Source organism: Flavobacterium sp. GW821-FHT12A05 (genome assembly GCF_058807735.1).
On record NZ_JBXAQY010000003.1, the window covers coordinates 352,046 to 373,503 of the forward strand.

At 32.5% G+C, this 21,458-nt stretch carries 19 protein-coding genes; 11 read left to right on the plus strand and 8 right to left on the minus strand.

What is annotated here, in order from left to right; all coding sequences use genetic code 11:
• The first annotated feature begins 142 nt into the window (after positions 1 to 142).
• Positions 143 to 3,136, plus strand: a complete 2,994-nt coding sequence (locus tag AC1RRQ_RS08200; protein ID WP_493022528.1) for a KAP family P-loop NTPase fold protein — start codon at positions 143 to 145, stop codon at positions 3,134 to 3,136.
• 176 nt (positions 3,137 to 3,312) lie between these two features.
• Here the strand turns inward: AC1RRQ_RS08200 and AC1RRQ_RS08205 are convergent, their stop codons facing one another.
• Together AC1RRQ_RS08205 and AC1RRQ_RS08210 are read right to left on the minus strand one after the other, a co-directional pair.
• On the minus strand, positions 3,313 to 3,453 hold the full coding sequence (locus tag AC1RRQ_RS08205) for a hypothetical protein (protein WP_493022529.1): 141 nt from the start codon (positions 3,451 to 3,453) through the stop codon (positions 3,313 to 3,315).
• Positions 3,454 to 3,639: 186 nt separating this feature from the next.
• Positions 3,640 to 6,102 (minus strand): hypothetical protein, encoded by a 2,463-nt coding sequence (locus AC1RRQ_RS08210; protein WP_493022530.1) that lies wholly within the window; start codon positions 6,100 to 6,102, stop codon positions 3,640 to 3,642.
• A 363-nt stretch (positions 6,103 to 6,465) separates the two neighbouring features.
• On the opposite strand from AC1RRQ_RS08210, the gene AC1RRQ_RS08215 reads away from it, so the two are divergent.
• Positions 6,466 to 6,882 carry an OsmC family protein gene (locus AC1RRQ_RS08215; RefSeq protein WP_493022531.1) on the plus strand — a complete coding sequence of 139 codons (417 nt, stop codon included), beginning with the start codon at positions 6,466 to 6,468 and terminating at the stop codon, positions 6,880 to 6,882.
• Positions 6,883 to 6,945: 63 nt separating this feature from the next.
• The gene (locus tag AC1RRQ_RS08220) at positions 6,946 to 7,719 is read left to right on the plus strand and encodes an alpha/beta hydrolase (RefSeq protein ID WP_493022532.1); all 774 of its coding nucleotides are present in this window, start codon (positions 6,946 to 6,948) and stop codon (positions 7,717 to 7,719) included.
• 261 nt (positions 7,720 to 7,980) lie between these two features.
• On the opposite strand, the gene AC1RRQ_RS08225 is transcribed toward AC1RRQ_RS08220, so the two are convergent.
• The 6 genes from AC1RRQ_RS08225 to AC1RRQ_RS08250 all read right to left on the minus strand — a co-directional run bounded on the left by AC1RRQ_RS08225 (position 7,981) and on the right by AC1RRQ_RS08250 (position 12,249).
• On the minus strand, positions 7,981 to 8,952 hold the full coding sequence (locus AC1RRQ_RS08225) for a hydrogen peroxide-inducible genes activator (protein ID WP_493022533.1): 972 nt from the start codon (positions 8,950 to 8,952) through the stop codon (positions 7,981 to 7,983).
• Between the two features lie 349 nt (positions 8,953 to 9,301).
• Positions 9,302 to 10,027 carry a siderophore-interacting protein gene (locus AC1RRQ_RS08230; protein WP_493022534.1) on the minus strand — a complete coding sequence of 242 codons (726 nt, stop codon included), beginning with the start codon at positions 10,025 to 10,027 and terminating at the stop codon, positions 9,302 to 9,304.
• Positions 10,028 to 10,108: 81 nt separating this feature from the next.
• The gene (locus tag AC1RRQ_RS08235; RefSeq protein WP_493022535.1) at positions 10,109 to 10,957 is read right to left on the minus strand and encodes a helix-turn-helix domain-containing protein; all 849 of its coding nucleotides are present in this window, start codon (positions 10,955 to 10,957) and stop codon (positions 10,109 to 10,111) included.
• Positions 10,958 to 11,043: 86 nt separating this feature from the next.
• Complete coding sequence (locus AC1RRQ_RS08240; protein WP_493022536.1) at positions 11,044 to 11,214, minus strand: hypothetical protein; 171 nt, start codon at positions 11,212 to 11,214, stop codon at positions 11,044 to 11,046.
• A 55-nt stretch (positions 11,215 to 11,269) separates the two neighbouring features.
• Positions 11,270 to 11,755 (minus strand): MarR family winged helix-turn-helix transcriptional regulator, encoded by a 486-nt coding sequence (locus tag AC1RRQ_RS08245; RefSeq protein WP_493022537.1) that lies wholly within the window; start codon positions 11,753 to 11,755, stop codon positions 11,270 to 11,272.
• A 2-nt stretch (positions 11,756 to 11,757) separates the two neighbouring features.
• Positions 11,758 to 12,249 (minus strand): GNAT family N-acetyltransferase, encoded by a 492-nt coding sequence (locus AC1RRQ_RS08250; RefSeq protein WP_493022538.1) that lies wholly within the window; start codon positions 12,247 to 12,249, stop codon positions 11,758 to 11,760.
• A gap of 283 nt (positions 12,250 to 12,532) precedes the next feature.
• Between AC1RRQ_RS08250 and AC1RRQ_RS08255 the strand changes: the two genes are divergently transcribed.
• The 8 genes from AC1RRQ_RS08255 (at position 12,533) to AC1RRQ_RS08290 (ending at position 21,457) form a co-directional block, all read left to right on the plus strand.
• On the plus strand, positions 12,533 to 12,865 hold the full coding sequence (locus AC1RRQ_RS08255) for a winged helix-turn-helix transcriptional regulator (RefSeq protein ID WP_493022539.1): 333 nt from the start codon (positions 12,533 to 12,535) through the stop codon (positions 12,863 to 12,865).
• Between the two features lie 321 nt (positions 12,866 to 13,186).
• Positions 13,187 to 14,050, plus strand: coding sequence for a DMT family transporter (locus AC1RRQ_RS08260; protein ID WP_493022540.1), 864 nt, complete (start codon positions 13,187 to 13,189; stop codon positions 14,048 to 14,050).
• A 167-nt stretch (positions 14,051 to 14,217) separates the two neighbouring features.
• A complete protein-coding gene (locus AC1RRQ_RS08265) occupies positions 14,218 to 16,662 on the plus strand; it encodes a TonB-dependent siderophore receptor (RefSeq protein WP_493022541.1) in 2,445 nt (814 codons plus the stop codon).
• Between the two features lie 46 nt (positions 16,663 to 16,708).
• Entirely contained in the window at positions 16,709 to 17,818 is a 1,110-nt protein-coding gene (locus AC1RRQ_RS08270) for a PepSY-associated TM helix domain-containing protein (RefSeq protein ID WP_493022542.1), read from the plus strand.
• A gap of 160 nt (positions 17,819 to 17,978) precedes the next feature.
• Positions 17,979 to 18,224: a hypothetical protein gene (locus AC1RRQ_RS08275; RefSeq protein WP_493022543.1), complete on the plus strand. Its 246-nt coding sequence runs from the start codon at positions 17,979 to 17,981 to the stop codon at positions 18,222 to 18,224.
• Positions 18,225 to 18,309: 85 nt separating this feature from the next.
• Positions 18,310 to 19,224, plus strand: a complete 915-nt coding sequence (locus AC1RRQ_RS08280; RefSeq protein WP_493022544.1) for a carbohydrate kinase family protein — start codon at positions 18,310 to 18,312, stop codon at positions 19,222 to 19,224.
• Positions 19,225 to 19,683: 459 nt separating this feature from the next.
• Entirely contained in the window at positions 19,684 to 20,271 is a 588-nt protein-coding gene (locus AC1RRQ_RS08285; RefSeq protein ID WP_493022545.1) for a phage tail protein, read from the plus strand.
• 52 nt (positions 20,272 to 20,323) lie between these two features.
• The gene (locus AC1RRQ_RS08290; protein WP_493022546.1) at positions 20,324 to 21,457 is read left to right on the plus strand and encodes an ABC transporter substrate-binding protein; all 1,134 of its coding nucleotides are present in this window, start codon (positions 20,324 to 20,326) and stop codon (positions 21,455 to 21,457) included.
• Position 21,458 lies beyond the last annotated feature (1 nt).

Below are 21,458 nucleotides of genomic sequence, written 5' to 3' on the forward strand. Positions count from 1 at the left end.
TCATTTTTATGATTGAGGGTTTTGTTTTTTTATTTTGGTTTGGAAAATACCGTATAAATACTCGTTGTTTTGGGTTTAGTTTATTGATATACTTGCTGAATTATTTTTGAAAAATTACACTTAAGAAAATTAAAAAACATTAATGAAATATTTTACAAGAAAAGTTGATGAATATTATCAACATCAATTTAAAAAAACAGTTGTTTTTTTAAATCAACTTTTACAAAAAGCAATAGAACTATTAAATCCTAAATTTTTTAAAAGATTGATGTTTATATTTTTATGTATATCAATCTTTTTTTTCTTTCAAACTAAAATAAATTTATTTATAGAAGAAAACATATTGGTAAAACCTAATTTTTCAAATAGTTTGCTAGATTTAGTGTTTATTTTAACTTTCATTCTGAGTACATTTTATATTTTAATTAAAACTGTAAAATATAAATATATACCCTCTTACAATGATTTATTTATAGCTACTTCAGTACTATCCATTTTCTGTTATTATGATTTTATAAAAAAATGGAATCCACTTAAAACAAATTTGTTGTTTTTTGAAATTGAATATACTCTTTTAATAATAATTCCAATAATATTATTTTTAGCAATCGTTTCATTTAATTATTTAAATCCAAAAATTAATAAAAAAGTTATTCCAAATATTAAAAACATTTTTATAACTGATAGCCCGATCTTAAGTGATAAAGAAGATAAACTTGAAACTTCAAAGGTCGCAACTAACTTAATAGAAATTCTTAATAACGAGAAACACGAAACATCTTTATCTATAGGATTAGTTGGTCCATGGGGCAATGGAAAGTCGAGCGTTTTTAAATTAGTTTACAAGAATCTAAAAGAGAAGCAAACTGATATTAAAAATAACGATAATACCATTCTTATAAACTTTTTTCCTTCTCTTAATCATAAAGAAGATGATATAATTAATGAGTTTTTTATTATTTTAAGTAATGAATTGTCAAAGTTTAATGGCAAATTATCAAATCAATTAATGCAATACTCTCAAAAAATTACAAATTTATATAAGGATAAAAATATATTCAATTTTTTAGAAAATCACATTACAAAAATCGATAGTACTTCAGCCTGCGAACTCTACAACGAAATAAACAATAGATTAACAGAGATTAATAAAAAAATTATTGTTTTTGTCGATGATCTTGATAGATTAAATGAGAAAGAAATACTCCAAGTTCTTAAATTAATTAGAAATACAGCTAACTTCAAAAATACAATATTTGTAGTTGCAATGGATAAAGAATATGTATTAAACAGACTCAGTAATGATAAAGATATATTAAATGCACGTTTCATTGATAAATTTTTTCAATTAGAAATCTATTTACCTGAAATAGATAATTCTAAACTTAGAAACATCTTTTTTAATTGTCTAAAAGAATCAATTTTATCAACTTCAAATGAGTTTGAAAATCAACTAATTGAAGCCATGAGCAATGAAGAAAACTTATTTAATGATTACGTAAAAAACATACGCGATGTTAAACGAATTGTTAATCAGATAGTGTACGACTATCCTATTTTTAAAAAGGAAATAGATTTTAAAGACTTTATGAACTTTACTTATTTCAAATTAAAGTTTCCTAAATATCTTCGCCTGTTAAATGATAAACAAGTTGATTTTATATATATAGATAACTCAAAAAGTACTTATAATTTATTAGAAAAAAGCAACAATGATGATATTTTTTCTGCCAAGGATATATTACTCAATTTAGATTTTTTAGAAAAATATGACTTAAACTCGATACTGTGTACCAATATCAACACGTACGTAAGTTGTGAAGACAAACCTCTATTGTTAAAAACTTTAGCTTATTTATTTGGAAAAGAAAACAGTGTTTCTGAATTAAAATCAATCAAATACGAAAATAATTTTAGAATGTTAATGCAACAAAAAATATTCGAAAATTATTTTAGTCAAGTTGAATTTGATAAAGTATATGATGAAAATTTAGAAAATGAAGTTCTAGATATAATATTTTTAAATGGTAAATTATTACAATTAATTAATAGGCTTAAATTTTTCAATACAAATGATGCTTCTAAAATTAAAAAAACTATTCAAATTTTAACTCTTCTTTACAATAAAAGAATTGATTATAATCTTTTCGAACCTGAAATACTTTTATTAATTGAAACTTTTGTGCAACGCTATTTCGAAAATGACAAAAAAGACAAATCAGTATTTGCTGAATGGTTAATCAAATATATTTTTGACAATGAAAATTTATCAGAAGAAACTAGAATGCATTTGTTTGGTCATCTACTAAATTCAAGAATAGAAAATAAATTATGGAACATTTCAAGCAAATATATAATTTCAAAAGTTCAAGAATTATTTAAAAATTACTTAAGTAATTTCAATAGAAATCTGTGGGATATAAATGATTATTCAATATATAAAATTTATAATGCTATAGGCTTATTTGAAGAGACCAAATCCCACATAAATAAAATATTTAAAAATTTCTGGAGTAAAAATCATATAGAATTACTATGTGCACAAGTAACAGAATTAGAACCTTTTAGTAGAATGGACTTGCGGATTACTGATACTGTTAATGAAATTTTTGGAAGTAAAGCTATATTCATTGATTTTGTTAAAAAACATGATGATAGTATATTCCCTGAGATTAAAGAATTTATAAACTTTTTTGATCTTTCAGAAATAATGAAACACTCAAACTATGTAGTTTTCGAATTTACTAAATCTTATTTAATGAAGGATAAGTTAAAAAAAATGTTAGAAAATCCATTACTTAAAGGTCATAATAATTTAGATAGTTATTCTCAAATATTTTTTATGTCAAATAACTTAGACATCCCTCACATATTTTTCAACAATATTCAAACACGCAAAAAATATGGAATGAAAATAGTTGAATCAGATAATCAAAATTATATTATATTAACCATTAATCGAAAAATTAAGAAAGATGAAATTATAAGCATTGCACAAGAAATTGCTAACACTATTGATGAAAATTCATTTAAAATTAATGAAAAACTATTGTTTGAAAAGATAAATTTCATTCCCCAGAACCCAAATAATTTTACTGTACAATTACATTCAATTCAACCACAAATACAGCCTTAATATAGAAACAATTAGTTTTTTTTCAAATTATAGCAAATGCCTAGTTCGTTTGTTCTTCCAGCTCGTAAATGTATAGTTTAAACTTTGATATCATAAGTATAAGTTCGCATCAACAGCATAAAAATATATTAAAAGAGACAGCATAAAACTGTCTCTTTTTTTGAAATCATAAATCATCAATCCTTTGGTTTATGAATATGAGGTTTCAAAGGGCGATAATCTTCCTTTTTTTCAGGAGTTACACGTCTTCTTTCATCTAAAGTCCCATCTTCCTTTTTTGGTTTTGGACCAGGTTTAATTGCTTGAATTGTTTCCATTAATGTGTTTTTAAATTAAACATTTTTTTAAAGATTAGAAATTAACTTCCTATTCTTAAAAACAAATAACATCAATAAATTCAAGATTATATTATGGAAAACCATAACTAAAAACAAAAAAAATCAGGGATCAAGTATTCACCATACCCGTCCCTGATTATTGAATAATAACTAACCAAATTGTATTTATCTTCTGCCTCTAAAGCCGCCGCCGCCTCTAAAACCACCGCCGTTAAAACCACCTTGGTGTTGGAAGTTTTGAAAGTTTCGGGTTTGTGTTTCGCCTCGATCTCTGGAGAAAGCAGAACGATCTAAATCGTTTGTTATATCAGGACGACCTGCTTCACCTAGTGGTTTATCTGGCTGTCCAAGAGTTTGATTCGCTTTAGGGAAATTGTCACGCTGCATTCCATCACCTAAACGGGTTGCACCTCCAAGATTTTGATCTGGTTTTGGCAGATTATCACGCTGAATTCTCTCTCCTGCTCCATTTGCACCCAATCCCTGATTGGGTCTGTCGTGCGGTAAAGCAGTTCCGGAACCTTTTGTCGCGCCTAGTTTACCAGCTTGTGTCCAGCCTCCGTTGCCATTATTGTAATGGCTCCAGTTTCCGTTAGCGTCTCTTTTGTAAACATGTCCATCGTGACCTGCATACAAATTATTGTTGGTGTGAATTGTTGTGCCACCACCTCTATGATGCGTAATTACGCCTTTATTACCGCCTGAGGTTTCGTAACCAATTGCTGTACCGCGTCTGGTGGTAACATGCCCGGTCTGAACCCATTGACGCCCGTTTGTCGCTGCCGAATGCCCCCATTGTGCATACGCATTATGACCCTGATTGGTTCTGGCATAATTTCCTGTCCACGGATTATAAGAACTTGCTGCTGTACGACCTCCGTACCAGCCTTGTACGCTTGCAGAACGTCCGTATCTTCCTGTTGCCGGATTATACCAAGCCGATGTTCCTGCAGCACCGTAAGGTCCGTAAACGCTTCTTCCGGCAGCCCAGCCTCCTGTCCACGGATTGTAAACTGCTCCTCCTCCATACGCATAAGGCCACGGACGATAAATTGGATATAAACCTCCGTAATACATATAAGGCGGATAATACCATCCTGTACCATACGTTAAGATAGCGCCCAATGTTGCGCCTACAATAAAGGCTCCAAAATAACCGGCAGTTGTACTGCTTTCTACTGTTGTATCGGTTGTGGTTTGGGTAACATACGTAACATTATATACGGGTGAACTCGGCGGAATGGTATAAATTTCTTTCGGAACAGAATCGCAGGTTTTCCAAGGTCCGTTAGGGCTTGTCGACATGAACCAAACGGCCTGAAAACACAAATAATACAAATCGCCTACTTTTATAATTTTCTCCTGAGTATTGCTTGCATATTGCATTTTGGTACCTTCAATAGGTTTAAATTGCGCTGTTCCTCCATCATACGTCACTTTTACTTTTGCTTCGGCATCAGATTTTTTTATAATAGCTGTTGTAGGAACCTGAGACAGCATTACAGCATCTTGGGCTTCCTGAGTTCCGGGAACTGATGTCAGCACATTGGCTCTTGGAGAATCTTTAGGGATTTTGGCAAAATCAGCAGGAAGATTATTTCCGGCATACGACCATGGTCCTGTTAATGCTGCAGATTTAAACCATCTTCCTGAAAGCAATACATAATATTGACCGTCGGCTTCGTTGGCAAAAATATCATTTTCGGTATTATCAATGTATAATAATTTGGTTCCGTCGATTTTAATAAATTTCGGGTTTCCGTTTACGGCAATTAATTCAGCAGGTTTATTGCTGTAAAAAACCTGAGGAACTGTACCGCCGGATGGAGGCGGAATCATTTTTTTGACATCATCAAAATTTTGTCCCGATGGCAGATTATTTAAACCAGAAGCCAGTTTGGTCGTTCTCGCCCATTTTCCGTCTAGTGTTTTTGAAGTAAGCCAGACATTATCGGCCAGCAAGTAATAATCTTTTGTTGTTTTATCAAAAAATAAATCCCAATTGGTATTGACTACATATTGTATATCGGTTTTGTCTACTGGAACCAAAACAGGTTCACCTTGTACAATAAGCAAAATAGCCGGATTTGTGCTGTAAAAAATAGTTGGAGCATCATTTTTAGCCGCAATTCCTTTTGCCGGGCCTTTCGTTTGATTTAAATCGGCCAGAATACGTTCTACTGCAATAGGATCTCCGCCTTTTGGCAGTAATTCTTTAAACAGCTTTTCCGTTTCTGGAACTTTCTTTTGGTCTAAAGCAGGAAAACGGACATCGGTTACCTGAACATTTTTAAAGAAAACACTTCGGTTGTCCTTATCTACTAATGTTTCTGCTTTTAAAGAAGCTACGCCCAAAACTTGTTTTCCATCTTTTGGAGTCAAAGAAAAGGCCAGTCGGGCGGTAATTTCTTTGTAATCTTTCCAGTCATCAACCTGGGGCTGATAATAAACCAGTTTTGTACCATTACTATCTATTTCGCGGGGCCAGCCGTTATCAGCTAGTGAGGCAGAGTCAGAAACGGTTGATTGTGCCGCTTCTGTACTGGATTGATTAGAATCTTTGTCTTTCTTGCAGGAGAAAAAAATTGAACTAACACAAACTGCAATTATTAGAAAAGCTTTTTTCATAAATTAAAAATTAGATTACTATTCATGGGAAAATTTATTTTTATGGATCATCATAAAAATTCTTATGCATAAAATTAGTTTTACAGATTACATAAAACTAAAAATCAACCACTTACTTGGTTTCAAATTCTAACTTGAAACATAAAAACAGACTATTTGATGCTTTTTTTGTTTCAAATATCAAGTTTAAGGTTACAAATAAGAACCTGAAACCTGAAACAGGAAGCAAACTACATTATAAATTTATTTTATATACACTAAAAATTATTAATTTGATTAATAACAACTACTGCCATAAATTTGTCTCATCAAAATCAAACAATTGATTTGAAAAATAAATAACAACTTTAAAAAATAGAAATCATGAAATTTACAAGAAGAGCAAACGCAAACTGGAAAGGTACTGGAATGGAAGGAAAAGGAACTATCAGTACTCAAAGTACAACTTTAGATAATGCACAATTATCTTTTAAAACTCGTTTTGATCAAGGTGTAGGAACAAACCCTGAAGAATTAATTGCAGCGGCACATTCAGGTTGTTTTACCATGCAGTTAAGCTTTTTATTATCTGAAGCAGGATTTATTCCGGAAGATTTAGACACAACAGCAAAAGTAACTTTTGAAGACGGAACTATTACTTTGATTCAATTAGAATTGACCGGAAAAGTTCCTGGAATTTCTGAAGAAGATTTTCAAAAAGCAGCACAAAAAGCAAAAGAAATCTGTCCGATTTCGAAACTTCTTAATACTGAAATCACTTTAGCAGTAACGTTGAATTAATTTCTAAATAAAACAACACAACAATTAAAATCTAAAATCAACAATCTAAAATCTAAAATAATTATGAAAACAATATTCAAAAGCTTTTTAGCATTCGCAGTATTAATTTTAAGTCTGGTATTTACATCAGCAAATATAAACGCACAGACAGCGCCTCAAATTAAAAACGTAGTATTAGTTCACGGTGCTTTTGCAGATGGTTCTGGGTGGAAAGGCCTGTATCAGGTTTTAACTAAAAAAGGATATAATGTAACGATTGTACAGAATCCGTTAAGCTCTTTGGAAGATGATGTTAAAGCAACAAATTTAGCTTTAGACAAACAAGACGGACCAACAATTCTAGTAGGGCATTCTTGGGGCGGTACTGTAATTACAGAAGCTGGAAATCATCCAAAAGTAGCGGCTTTGGTTTACGTAGCGGCTTTACAGCCTGACAATGGCGAAAACTCTATTCAATGGCTGCAAACTGCTCCTCCTGCTCCTGAAAATGGTGTGTTACCTCCAGATGATAAAGGAATTGCTTATTATGATAAAGCTAAATTCCACGCTGGTTTTGCAGGTGATTTAAGCAAAGAAGATGCTGAATTTATGTTTGCTTCTCAAGGTGCTTTTTACGCAAATGGTTTTGGAACACCAATTACTAAAGCAGCATGGAGAACTAAACCTTCATACGGAATCGTAGCAACTGAAGATAAAAGTATTGTGCCGAGTATTCAGCATGCGATGTACAAACGTTCGAACACAAAAATTACAGAAATAAAAGGAAGCCATGTGGTTTTTATTTCTCAGCCGGAAGCAGTTGCTAAAGTAATTATTCAGGCATCTAAGAAATTGTAAAAATTATAAATTGTTAATTGTTAATTATTAATTGTTAATTATAAATTATTACATCATAATCTTGTCATTCCGAGGAACGAGAAATCACACTAGTAATTCGATAAAGATTGGCGACATTCTGTGTAGAGTTTCTTGCGGAGATTCCTCGCTACTCGCAATGACAAATGGTATGATTAATTAATTTTATAAAACAAAAAATCCAAATTCCAAACTTTTTAAGACTTGGAATTTGGATTTTCTTTATTGTAATTTCTCTACGAGCTAAGAAAACTTACTTACAGCTTTGACAAAATATGGCGAATCGTTCCAGCGTATTTTTTTATAGGCAAAATCTTTTTTAAGCGAATCCGGAAGGCAGTTCCAGATGGCTTCGTTCATTTTTTCGAGTAATAACTTCTTCGAAAAAGAATCAGAAACTACTAAACTGATTTCCCTTACGGGGATTGGTTCTTTAAAAGGTTTAAAAAGTCCCGATGCCGCTTCGTTTAATATAGAAAGCTGCGGAATAATAGCAAATCCTAATTGGGCGCGAACGAGGTTTTTTAAGGTTTCGATCGAGCTGATATCATACGTAAATTGTTCTTTAATTTTATCGGAAGTTTTTAATCCGCAGATATCTAAAAGCTGGGCATTATAACAGTATTCGTGATGAAGCAGTAATAATTCGGTTTTATCCGTTGGCTGAAGTTCGTAAAAATCTTCATTTGCCATGGGGTGCAATTCATTCAAATACGCTACAAAAGGTTCTTTAAAAATAGGATGTTCAATTAAATTTGGATTTCCGGTTGGTGTTGCCATAATAACAACATCAAGCGCGCCGGTTTCCAGATCTTTCATCAATTGTCCGGTATTGGCTTCTCTGATAATAAATTTTACTTTGGGAGCGGCTTCTTTCATTGCTTTAATAAACAACGGAATAAGATAAGGCGATAAAGTCGAGATAATGCCGAGTTTCAACTCCCCTTCTAAAAGATTTTTCTCATTCACTACAAAATCCCGAATTTCATCGGCTTCGCGAAGAATTTTTCTGGCTTTGTTGATTATTTCAGTTCCTAAAATTGTGGGCGTAAGCGGTACTTTATTTCGATCGAAAATCTTGATTCCTATTTCTTCTTCAAGATTTTTTAACTGAATTGTAAGTCCGGGCTGTGTTACCATGCAAACTTCGGCTGCTCTTGCAAAATGACGTTCTTCGTCTAAAGCGACTATATATTTTAACTGCTGAATGGTCATTGGAATAGTTTCTAAGATACTGAGATGCTAAGGTACTAAGAATTGCAGATAAACTTTGTCAAAGTTTAAAACTTTGACAAAGTTGCTGCGGCATCAAAACTTTGACAAAATTGTTAAAAGAAAAACTTTTGTAAAACTTTAACAATACTTTTAAAACTGAATTATGGCTTTTATCGTACATATGTAAAATGAAGTTTAGGAATGGGGTAAATTCAAATGGAGTAGTTTTTGGAGCATGTTGGGTTTATCATTCCTAAATTATCTTTTCAAATTAAATCTTTAAACCAAAAAAAAGCGGTCCTAAATAGATCGCTTTTTCATTTTATTTCGGGCAATTCTTATTAGAAAATCAAAGTCCGGCTTTTCCTTCTGCCCAATAAGGCTGTGTATGGATGTTTTTATTTGAAATTCCTTTTTCTCTCAATGCTTTTCGAAAAGCCTGAATCGATTTTGCATTCCCCATTAAATAGAAAAAACCATTTTTCCATAAATCCCAAATTTCTGCATCTAGATTCTGTAGGGCTTTTATGGCCGATTCTGCTTTATTTATCGATTTTGGAACTATATCTACATTCAGTCCCAGTTTTTTAGGAATAGGTATAGATGGTTCATCTAGTTCTAAAATACCTAAATAGTTGTTTTCGGTACGGTTAATTTCGTCTTTCATGCTTTTAAAAACGCTGATACAGGTTTCGTCTCCAAAAAAGAAATGGTATTTTGCTTCTTTATTAAAGATCTTAAAACCTCTTGGCAAACCTACCGTAATTTGATCGTTTAGCTTTAGATTATCAACAAATTTACTTCCTGGTCCGTTATGGTGAATGTGAAAAATAACTTCAAAAGTTCCAGTTTCGCTGTTCCATTTACTTGGCGTATAATTGCGGTAATTAGTATCGTCAATTCGGATTACAATTGCTTGTCCGATTCTGAATTTAACATGTGGAAAAACGCCTTTAAAATGGATAATTTTTATATTGGGACCTGGCGTTTCTATAGTCGTAACATTTACTTTGCAAATTTTATTAGTAAACGTCATTTCTATAAAATCACCAATAATTTTGGGCATTGAACTCATAATTTTCGGGTTTTAAAATTCAATTCAAAATTGAAAATAAAACCCGAAAAAGATATTGAATGATAAATGGCAATGATTGGACTATTCGCGGAATTTCCTGCGAAACTCTAATGGTGTTTCTTTGGTGATTTTTTTAAACAAACGCGAAAAGTACGTATGATCCTGAAAACCGAGTGTAAAAGCAATTTCTTTTACTTCGTTTTCGGTATAATAAAGAAGTCGCTGCGCCTCAGTAATCATAGCATTTTGGAGCCAATAGGTAACTGATTTACCTGAAGAAGCATTAACACAGTCATTTAAATGTGAAGTCGTAATATTTAGTTTCTTTGCAAAATAAGACGGACTTTCTAAAAACGTACGATCTGAAATTAGTTTTTTGAAATTGGCATAAATTAATCCGGATTGGTTTTTTATTTCTTTTGTCTGATTTTTTGATCCTGAATAAATACTCGCCAAATTGTAAATCAAGGCATTAAAAAGCCCATTAATAATCTGCCCTTTATTTGGATTGGAACCTTTAAACGAACGATGTAATAAAAATAGGGTACTTAAAAGTTCTTCTTTATAAGCTGGGTCAATCGTGTTGAGCTGTTCTGAAATTTCTAAATTCTGAAAAATCTCAATACAATTATTAGGAATAAGAAAGGGTGCGATACCAATATAATATCCGGCAGCATCTTCTGAACCGTCCTTCCCATGATGAATTTGAAGCGGTTTGATCATTAATACATTAATTGCATTTATTTCAATATCGACCATATCACATTGAATAGCCGCCCATCCTTTTGTAAGCACAAAAAAGATAAAAAAATCGTCGCGATGTGCTTCTAATTTATTATCAAAATTAGCAAAATCATCGGCGGAATGATAAGCCGCAAAAATACCTCCAACAGCTTCAGGACTTTGATTGTATATAGGGATTTTTTTCAATGATTGTGGTATTTTTTAATAATATCCAAATTTCAACAAAAAAAGCGATCCTTTTGAGATCGCTTTTATATATTTTAAACTAAAAATTAAATTGGCAGTTTTACATTTTGCAATGTTTTTTCTACAAGTGCAGTTTTCTCGGGAAATAAATCTTTTCCTTTGACTTCTTCCAGAATCTTAGTAAGCCTTTTTTTTGTTTCCTTAGAAATAGGAATAACATTTGCCTCAACCTTTAATTCTTCTTCATTCTTCTTCATTCTTCATAAATTCTATAAATGTAAATTCTAACTAAAAAATTATCTATTAAATAAATTACTTCTCCCCTTCACTCTTTAACTGCAATGCTCTTTGTATAAAACTCTGATGCATTATTTTATTCTCGGCTTCGTTGATTGCCTGAAGAAGATTGTTTTGATTATCGGCAATATCGCTAAGGACTTTTTGCATAACATCCCAAACGGGTTTCATTTGTTCGATTAATTCTTGCCCTTTTGCGGTAAGCTGAATAAGGCGTTTTCGCTCGTCTATTTTATCTTTTTTAGAACGAATCAGTTTTTGTTTTTCCAGTTCTTTTAAAAGGCTTATGGTAGACGGATGTGTATATCCAATTTCATTGGCAATTTCAACCACGCTTAAAACCTCTTTATGATATAAAGTATAAATAACCGGAAACCATTTTGGCTCAAAATCAATTCCATACGATTTATAAAACAAGGCGCCGTCTTTGCGCAGCTGTTCGCTCAAGCGTTGTAATCGCGTAGAAATGGCCAAAATACCTGATTCGTCTATTATATTCATCTTTATTTCTTTAAGTTTAAATGACGGAACACATTATCTGGCGCCATCCAGGGAAAAGCGTTTGGAAGTTCCTCTTTTTGAATTTCCACAAAATGATTCTTTTCATAAAAACGCAATGCAGCTTCTAATTTTGAAATTGTTCCCAAATATAAATCATCGATTTTATTTTCTTTACAATATTCGATTAAAGTATCTAATAATTTCTGGGCAATCGAAAACTCTTTACCGCGAAATTCCTTTTTTACAAACATCTTTCTGATAGCCGCCTCATTATCGGCAAATTTTATCAAGGCAATTGTTCCAACTAATTCCTCATTTATAAAAGCGCCCCAAAAACCGCCGCCTCCGGCATAGTAAAAAGTATTAATCGTAAGCAGGTCGGGCTGATCTTCTATCGTAATGGGTACGTTAAATTCCTTTTGCTGAATGCTTAATATTAGCTCAACAATAGCATCTGAATATTGGTTTTCGATAGGTTTAATTACAGGTTTCATATTTTAAAAAATTTTACATTACAAAACTACGTAGTTAAATACATAAATAAAAATATTTATTCAATTTTATGATTTCTTTTATACTTTTACTGCGTTATTGCTGCGAAGACACTAAGGCACAAAGTTTTGTTTGTTTTGAGCAGATTAAGCAGATTATTTTACTGATGACTAAATCATCTGTAATAAAGCTTATTTTTTAAACTTTGCTAGGCTTCGACTTCGCTCAGCCTGACAAAACAAAACTTAGCGCGTTAGTGACTTCGTGGCAAATAAAAACTTAATTATGGAAAGAAATCAGAAAGAAGAATTTCAGGCACTTCAGGATACTTTGTATGTTTTAGGAGGGAAATGGAAACTTCCTATTATCAATTCTATTTGCAACGGCAACAATAGGTTTAAGGAAATTAAAGATAGTATTCCGGGTATTACATCCAGAATGTTATCTAAAGAATTAAAAGATATGGAACTGAATAATCTGGTAAAAAGAACCGAAGACCGCGACGCAAAAGTGCCCATTCTTTATGAATCTACACCTTATTGTCAGTCCTTTGGTCCTATTATTTCCGAAATGATCAAATGGGGAATCGCACATCGAAATCATATTAAGAAGATTTAGGTTTTGTTTCAGGTTTCAGGTTTCAGGTTTTACTGGCGTGGTAATTTTACCGCAGAGATTCACAGAGTTTTCCGCAGAGTTTCACAAAGATTTTCCACAAAACAGATCAACTTGAAACCTGAAACAATTTTTTTATTACTTTTACGCAAATTCCAAAACTATGAGCCAAAAAGGTTGTCTTCCTCCTCCTAGATTATAAATTAATCGTTAGACTTTATGCTATGCTTTATACCGATTTATATCTCGGTATTTCTTGCTATGCTTATAAGTCAATTTTAAATTAATTTATAATCCCGTCTTTTTAGACGTTTAGACAATCTTATGAAAAAATCTTATATACTATTGCACATTGCTGTAATACTTGCCGGCTTTACCGGTGTTTTTGGTAAACTTATTTCGTTAAACGAAGGACTTTTGGTTTGGTACAGAGTTTTATTTTCCTCTATAATTTTATTTGTAATTCTGAAATTATTCAAAATTTCGAAGGATATATCATTAAAAGAAAAATTCAATATTGCAAAAGTCGGCCTTTTGATTACGATACACTGGATATTCTTTTATGCCAGTATTAAATATTCTAATATTTCTGTGGGAGTGGTTTGTTATTGCTTAACGAGTTTGTTTACGGCATTATTTGCACCTTTAATAAACAAACAGAAATTCAATACGACTGAATTATTGCTAAGCATGTTGACTTTGGCCGGAATTGCACTCATTTTCCATTTTGATTCTTCGTATCAGTTGGGAATTATTCTGGGCGTAATTTCATCGGCTTTTGCTACGCTTTATACTATTTATAATGAAAAGTTAGTGACGGTTTATGACAGCAAACTCATTAATTATTACCAAATGATGGGAGGTACTTTAGGTTTGGGAATTTTGCTGCCACTATATTTTTACTTTTTCCCTGCCGAAAGTGTTTTTCCTAACTTAAAAGATATTTTCTATCTTATTATTTTGGCTTCATTTTGTACGGTTGGTTTGTATGTTTTGTTTGCAGAATCGCTAAAAAAGATCTCTGCATTTACGGTTAATCTTACTTTTAATCTGGAACCGGTATATGCCATCATTATGGCCTTTTTATTTTTTAACGAAAGTAAAGAAGTTAACCTGTTCTTTTATATCGGGCTGCTGTTTGTTATAACTTCCGTGATATCACAGACCATTATTTCAATTAGAAAATAAAAAACTATTTAAGCCTCTTACTCTTTTTGTAAGAGGCTTATTTCTTTAATTGTCAGTCTAAAACGTTTTCTTAAAAAAAATCTAAAATATTCATATTATTTAATTTTAAATTATTTGTAATTAATCTAAATAAGTATAGATTTGCAGCGTAAAAATAAATAACCGCCATGAAATTCACTTACTTATTTTTGCTGCTGGCCTTTTTTAACCTTAGCCAGGCGCAAAATGCTAAAATTACCGGAAAGATCGTTTCCGTAAGTAATGAAGCTGTATCGTATGCTTCTGTCTCTATTAAAAGCCTCAAAAAAAACAGCACTTCTGATGACAAAGGAAACTTTGAAATCAATAACCTGACACCGGGAAATTATACAGTGTCTTTTTCGGCAATGGGATTTTCTGTTCAGGAAAAAACTGTTGAACTTCACGAAAATGAAAATCTTGAACTTTCTATTATTTTAGAGGAAAATGTGAACACTTTACAGACTGTAGAAATCACAGGACGAAAAGAGAAATCATATAAAAACACCAAATCTTTTATTGGAGCCAAAACAGAAATCGCCTTAAAAGATCTTCCGCAAGCAGTTTCTTATGCTACAAAAGAGTTAATTGCAGACCAGGGTTCCATTCGCGTAGGCGAAGTTGTAAAAAACTTCAGCGGTGTGAGTCAGTTTACTTTTTATGATGACATTTCGATTCGTGGTTTTAGAATCAACGGAGGAAGTAACACACAGTTACTTAACGGAATGAGAACTTCTACTGGATTCTGGAAACAGCCTCTTGCCAACTACCTAGAACGTGTTGAAGTTTTAAAAGGACCCTCTTCTGCTTTGTTTGGAAATGCTTCTCCGGGAGGGGTTTTAAACCGAGTTACTAAAAAACCTTTAGATCAGGCGGCAAACAGTGTAAGTTTCTCAACAGGAAGCTTTAATACTTTAAGAGCTTTAGCCGATTTTACAGGACCTTTAACAGAAGATAAATCACTTTTATACCGTTTGAATTTAGGGTATGAAAATGCCAATTCTTTTAGAGACTTACAATTCGACAAAAATATTGTTATTGCTCCTTCCCTGTCTTTTCTTCCAAATGATAAAACAAGTGTAAACTTTGACTTGATTTATACAGGTTCTAAAAGTATCTTAGACCGCGGACAATCGACTTATGAGAACAATTTATTCTCAACTAAAATTTCAAATTCATTAAATTCGACTAATGATTATTTAAATGAAGAAACGTATATCGTGACTACTTCCTTAAATCACCAGTTTACAGATCGTTTATCGTTTTCTGCATCTTATATCCGTACGGGTTATACCGAGGATCTTTTGGAACACCGCGGTGCTAACAAATATGCTTCAGCAGGTGACGGATCGACTATTCCAACAGCAATTGAAATGCAGGTTTTTGAGCGTAAACGCAAGCGTTATATTGATAATCTTTCGGCTTTCTTTAAATATCAGGCAAAAACCGGAGCTTTAGATCATAATTTAATTGCAGGTTATGATTATGCACAAGAACAAGTTCCTGCGGGAGGTTCTCAGCTTCAGGCAACAGGATATAGAAATGCAGCCAATAATGGTTCAATTGCAACTTACGATCCTAAAAAGAAGAATCTATATTTATTAGATGCAAAAGGAAATCCGGTTCCTAACGTGGCGCATTTTGATTTAACAAATCCATCGGCATCGCAGCAATTAAAGGATATGAGTAAATATTTCTATGTTGCACGTCCGTTTGACCCAACTTATTATTCATTATATGGAGTTTATGTTCAGGATCATATTAAATTTGGAGCTTTCCAGGCATTAATAGGAGTTCGCTATGATGAATATACCGATAAGGAAAACTATAAAAAAGCAAACGAAAAGAAAGTAAAACAACATTCGTTCCTGCCTCGTTTTGGACTTACTTATACACTTAATCCAAACATTAATTTATACGGAACTTACGTAAAAGGATACAATCCGCAAACGGCATCCTCATTATCAAATCCTAATGCCGGAGGTCCATTTGACCCGTTAGAAAGTAATATGATCGAGTTTGGAGGAAAATCATCTTGGTTTAAAGAAAAACTTTTTGTGACTGTAGCTTTATTTAAAATTCAGCAGAAAAACACTTTATATCCAGCTAACGATCCAACAAATCCTGATTTAATGAGAGCAATTGGACAGGAAGAATCTAAAGGTATTGAAATTGATGTAAACGGAAATATTACACGTAACTGGAGTATTTCGGCCGCTTACTCATACAACGAAGCTGCGATTACAGACAGTCCAATAGCATCTGAAATAGACCGACAAAAACCAAATACACCAAAACAACAAGGAAATGTTTGGACACGTTATAACTTTACTGATGGTGCTCTAAAAGATTTTGGTCTTGCTTTTGGAACTAATTTCGTTACGACTCGTAACTTAAGCCAGACGGTAACACAGACTATTCCGGGTTATACTTTGTTTAATGCTGCCTTGTATTACAACATCAATAAATTTAAAATTCAGCTGAATGCTAACAACATAACCAACAAAACCTACTGGGTTGGAGGTTACGATTATATCCGTTTGTTCCCTGGCGCGCCTTCGAACTGGTTGTTAACATTAGGATACTCATTTTAATAAATCCTTTATTATATTTGAAAACACTTTTCCATTCCTTATTTATATGAATAAAACGTTTAAAAAAAATATTGGCTTATTGCACCTTTGGCTCGGACTTGCGTCCGGGCTAATTGTTTTTATAGTTGCTCTTACTGGAAGTATTCTGGTTTTTGAGGATGAAATCGATCCTATTATCAATCCTGAGTTTTATAAAGTTTCGGATATCGGAACAAAAAAAATGACGGTAGATGTTTATATGAAAGACATTCAGCAAAAATATTCGATTAAAAAATTCAACCGAATTCACAATTTTGATGATCCTGAAAGAACGGTTATTATTACTGCAACCGATACGGATAAAAAAAATCAGATTTTTTCTATTGATCCTTACACGGGGAAAGTATTAGGAAAAGTGGCTGCCAATAAAAGATTTTTTACGGTGGTTTTAGATTTGCACCGCCGTCTCATTATGGGCGATGTGGGTCAATTTATTACCGGCTGCAGCTGTCTTATTTTTATATTTATGCTCTTATCCGGACTTGTTTTATGGTGGCCGAAAAAAATGAAAAACCTAAAACAGCGATTAACTGTAAAATGGAGTGCTTCTTTTAAAAGAGTCAACTGGGACTTTCACTCTACTTTTGGATTTTATACTTTTCTGGTTCTTTTAATAATTTCCTTAACGGGATTAACCTGGTCGTTTAAATGGGTTGAAACTGGTATTTATTTATTGGTAGACGGAACGACAAAGAAACCATCGGCTAAGGTTGAAAATCCTACGAAAGTCGACCCAAATAATGACAAAACTTATTTTTATCAGAATATTTTCTCCAAAACCGACAGCATTTACAAATATAAAGGCGATACGCAGATTAGAATTCCGTCAGACACCATAAATAGTATTACGGTAATCAAATTGAATCTAGAAAAATCGATTCCGAATATTTCGAGTATGGCGTATTTTGATAAATATACAGGCGAAATTTTAAAGGTTAAACCGTATGAATCTATCAGTGACGGCGAAAAAGTACGCCGCTTAGTTTACCCTATTCATACCGGAAGTATTTATGGATATCCTACCAAAACACTGGCGTTTTTAGTTTGCTTGTTTGCTGCTACTTTACCCATAACTGGTTTAATAATTTGGCTTGGAAGGAAAAAAACTAAAAAATAACTAAAATTTATTATTCACATAACTCCAACTTTTTCAATTACTTATATAAATAGTTAATTATATTTGATTACATATTTTATTTTTTTGAAAAAGATGACAAACTGAAATGTCATTTTAAACGTATGTAGCAGAGAAGTTATATAATTTTAAAAGATTCAGCGTGGATAAATTAAGCATTCAAAGATTAAAAAAAACCTTAGCATACCTCGAAAGTAAACAACGCGAACTAAAAAGACAAAGCGAAAATGACACCAGAAGTATTGAATCGATGATTAAATACCTCAAAAAAGATATGCTGGAACAATTTAAATTGACAGATTACGACATTTACATTAAAAATGAAATCGTAAACACTGAAACCTTTATTCGCAGTGTTAAAAATATAATCGACGATCATTCTTCGTAAAAAAAACTTCTTAAGTAAAGTGATTTTACTCATTTTTTGCTTAATTTTCTAAATAGGCAAATGCTTAAACATTTAATTTAGAAATATGACACAAAAAATAAATACAAAATCAGTCTATTGTTATGGAGAAGTTCTTTGGGATATATTCGCAGAAGGTGCACGAGCAGGCGGCGCTCCTTTTAATGTAGCTTATAATTTAATGCGAATGGGAATTGATTCGCACATGATAAGCCGCGTAGGAAACGATAAGCTGGGAACTGATCTTATGACTCAATTAACAAATTGGAACATTTCGACCCAAGACAGCCAGATTGATCCTGTTTATCCAACGGGAACTGTAATAGCCCATATCGACGAACATAACGAAGCGCATTATGATATTATAAAACCAGTTGCTTGGGATTTTATTGAATTTAGAAATGATTATATAGAAAAGATATCAAATGCTTCGGCTTTTGTTTTTGGAAGTCTTATTACGAGAAGCGAAACGTCTAGAAACACACTTTTTGAATTGCTGGAAATTGCTCAATTTAAAGTTTTTGATATTAATATACGTCCGCCCCACTACTCTGTTTCGGTAATAAACGAACTTCTTCAAAAAGCTGATCTGGTAAAAATGAATAAGGCCGAACTGCATCTTGTTCTTGATTTTCTAAACAAAAGTTATGTAGACGAAGACGATGCCGTACATTTTATTCAGGATAAATTTGATGTAAAAGAAGTGCTCGTGAGTAAAGGCAGTAAAGGTGCGTTGTATTATGATGGAAATACAAAATATGATGCTCCGGCTGTTCCTGTAACTATTCAGGATACGGTAGGAAGCGGTGATGCATTTTTAGCGGGATTTCTATCGAAAAGAATTCTGGGCGAAAACCCAATAGAAATTATGAATCAGGCCACAGCTTTGGGTGCTTTTATAACTTCTCAAAAAGGTGCATGCCCAAGTTATAACTTAAATGATTTTGAACTTTTTCGCAAAGAAAACGAGCTCAAAAAATAAAAAAAAGAAGCAGAGAATATTGCAAATAATAATGTAGGAAAAACCCTTTTCTGCATTTTAAACCCCATAAATAAAGAAATCTAAGCAAAAAAACAGATTTTTTTATACCTCATCATTTTACTCTACATTAAAAAAGGGATTTCATGACATGAAATCCCTTTTTCGTGACATATTTTTCCTCACCAAGCCACTAGCCGTATAATTTTAGAGTATAAATTAAGTTTTAAGGCGATTTAGTGTTCAATTTGAAAACCATAGGTATTATTCTCTATTTAAAATTGATTAAAAAAGGGAATTTCTTACTTACATAAAACCCGTAAAAACACCTGTTCATAAAGAACTTATTTTCAGTAACTTAGTGTATAGTAAAAATCTGTCAGATTAATTACTGATTGTAACCGAATCTATCAAAACATTATAAATCAAATAACTAACATTAACCTATTAAATCTAAAAATTATGATTGAAGTTTACGTCGGAGAGATCCATCTTTTTGCATTCAATTTCGCCCCTGTAGGCTGGGCGTATTGTAACGGTCAAGCTATGGGAATTTCTCAAAATCAAGTTTTATTTGCCTTACTTGGAACAACTTATGGAGGAAATGGTACAACTACTTTTAATCTTCCTGACTTAAGAGGACGCAGCGCTATACACTATGGACAAGGTCCTGGTTTAAGCAACTTTATAATAGGAGAAGCTGCGGGTGTTGAAAACACTTCATTATCACTAGGTAATATTCCTGCTCACATTCACGCTCTTACAGGTGGAACTGCAGCTATAACAGTAACTGCAAATTCAATTACAGGAGGTACAGTTTCTAATGAAACTGACGGTGGAAATAACTCTCTTGCTTCTGGAGGTCAAACTGCAAACATTTATAGTGAACCAGGAAGTGGAACATCTAAAATTGGAGGAATTGGTGCAACTGCCGTTCTAGGAGGTAACACCGCACCAACAGGAAACAACCTTCCATTTAGTATCCGAAATCCATATCTTGCTGTAAACATGTGTATTTCATTACAAGGAGTTTTTCCTTCTCGCAACTAATAAAACACTAAAAATAGAGGCATTTACTGCCTCTATTTTTTAATCTCAATTTATGGATAACGACATTAAAATAGGAATTTTAATTCCAAAGTCAAAACAGTATCCTACAATAGACAAGGATTTTATGCGAGGGTTAAAACTTAATAATCTAAATGCAAAATTTTTTGTAGAAAGTATTGGTATTGGTGCAGACGAAAAAATGATAATTGACAGAATACAAAAACTGAATTTTCAGGAAGATGTATCGATTATCATTGGCTTTTTTGGTCATAAAAATATGTCAGAAGTTTATAACTATACTTCAAAAAATGATATTTTATTAATCGCTGCTGATCTTGGAGCAACATTGCCTTATGAAACGCAGGCTTATAAAGGGGTTTATATTAATTCATTTGGATTAGCTGAATCCTGTTATCATTTAGGCCGCTATTTTACAAGTAAAAAATATGAAAAAATAGCAACCTCAACTTCTTTTTATGATTCGGGTTACGGCCTGTTGTCTGCAATAGAATATGCATTTAACGAACAAGACAATTTTTCAGGGCATTATATTACGCCTTTTCAGCCTAGAGAAGATGAGGCACTTTATATGTCACAGATTATTAACGAACAAAAGCCTGATGCTGTTTTTGCTTTTTATAGTGGTTTATATGCTGAAGAAAATGCAGATTTTATAAGCCAAAATAAAATTACCCAAAAATATCCTTTCTATGTAACTCCCTTTTTTATCAATGATAAAATTTTAGACGAGTACAAGAATAATCAAAACGAACTTTATGTAGTAAGCAGCTGGATGCAGAATGATACAGATACTTCAGAATTAAACGAACTGTATCAAAACTCATATTCAGAAAACCCAACTTATTTTTCAATTCTTGGATATGAAAATGGGCTTATACTGAAGAACATCATGCTCAATGCAAAAAATTTAAGTGTCAAGTCTTTAATAGAAGAAATGGATCATTTAAATATCAAAGGACCACGAGGGATTATAAAATTCGATAAGGATACAAACAGAACAACATTTAATCATTACATCTATGAATTAAATCTGGATTCTCTCAATAATATAAGCTTTAGAAAAATTGAAACATTGGTAAATGACGGACATTTTATTAAAGCTTTAAGTTCAATAACTAAGCCTGATCATCAAAGTGGCTGGCACAATGCTTATCTATGTCACTAAC

Coding starts and splice junctions, on each gene's coding strand:
- AC1RRQ_RS08200 (WP_493022528.1), top strand. CDS start 143: ATGAAATATTTTACAAGAAAAGTTGATGAATATTATCAACATCAATTT.
- AC1RRQ_RS08205 (WP_493022529.1), bottom strand. CDS start 3,453: ATGGAAACAATTCAAGCAATTAAACCTGGTCCAAAACCAAAAAAGGAA.
- AC1RRQ_RS08210 (WP_493022530.1), bottom strand. CDS start 6,102: ATGAAAAAAGCTTTTCTAATAATTGCAGTTTGTGTTAGTTCAATTTTT.
- AC1RRQ_RS08215 (WP_493022531.1), top strand. CDS start 6,466: ATGAAATTTACAAGAAGAGCAAACGCAAACTGGAAAGGTACTGGAATG.
- AC1RRQ_RS08220 (WP_493022532.1), top strand. CDS start 6,946: ATGAAAACAATATTCAAAAGCTTTTTAGCATTCGCAGTATTAATTTTA.
- AC1RRQ_RS08225 (WP_493022533.1), bottom strand. CDS start 8,952: ATGACCATTCAGCAGTTAAAATATATAGTCGCTTTAGACGAAGAACGT.
- AC1RRQ_RS08230 (WP_493022534.1), bottom strand. CDS start 10,027: ATGAGTTCAATGCCCAAAATTATTGGTGATTTTATAGAAATGACGTTT.
- AC1RRQ_RS08240 (WP_493022536.1), bottom strand. CDS start 11,214: ATGAAGAAGAATGAAGAAGAATTAAAGGTTGAGGCAAATGTTATTCCT.
- AC1RRQ_RS08245 (WP_493022537.1), bottom strand. CDS start 11,755: ATGAATATAATAGACGAATCAGGTATTTTGGCCATTTCTACGCGATTA.
- AC1RRQ_RS08250 (WP_493022538.1), bottom strand. CDS start 12,249: ATGAAACCTGTAATTAAACCTATCGAAAACCAATATTCAGATGCTATT.
- AC1RRQ_RS08255 (WP_493022539.1), top strand. CDS start 12,533: ATGGAAAGAAATCAGAAAGAAGAATTTCAGGCACTTCAGGATACTTTG.
- AC1RRQ_RS08260 (WP_493022540.1), top strand. CDS start 13,187: ATGAAAAAATCTTATATACTATTGCACATTGCTGTAATACTTGCCGGC.
- AC1RRQ_RS08265 (WP_493022541.1), top strand. CDS start 14,218: ATGAAATTCACTTACTTATTTTTGCTGCTGGCCTTTTTTAACCTTAGC.
- AC1RRQ_RS08270 (WP_493022542.1), top strand. CDS start 16,709: ATGAATAAAACGTTTAAAAAAAATATTGGCTTATTGCACCTTTGGCTC.
- AC1RRQ_RS08280 (WP_493022544.1), top strand. CDS start 18,310: ATGACACAAAAAATAAATACAAAATCAGTCTATTGTTATGGAGAAGTT.
- AC1RRQ_RS08285 (WP_493022545.1), top strand. CDS start 19,684: ATGATTGAAGTTTACGTCGGAGAGATCCATCTTTTTGCATTCAATTTC.
- AC1RRQ_RS08290 (WP_493022546.1), top strand. CDS start 20,324: ATGGATAACGACATTAAAATAGGAATTTTAATTCCAAAGTCAAAACAG.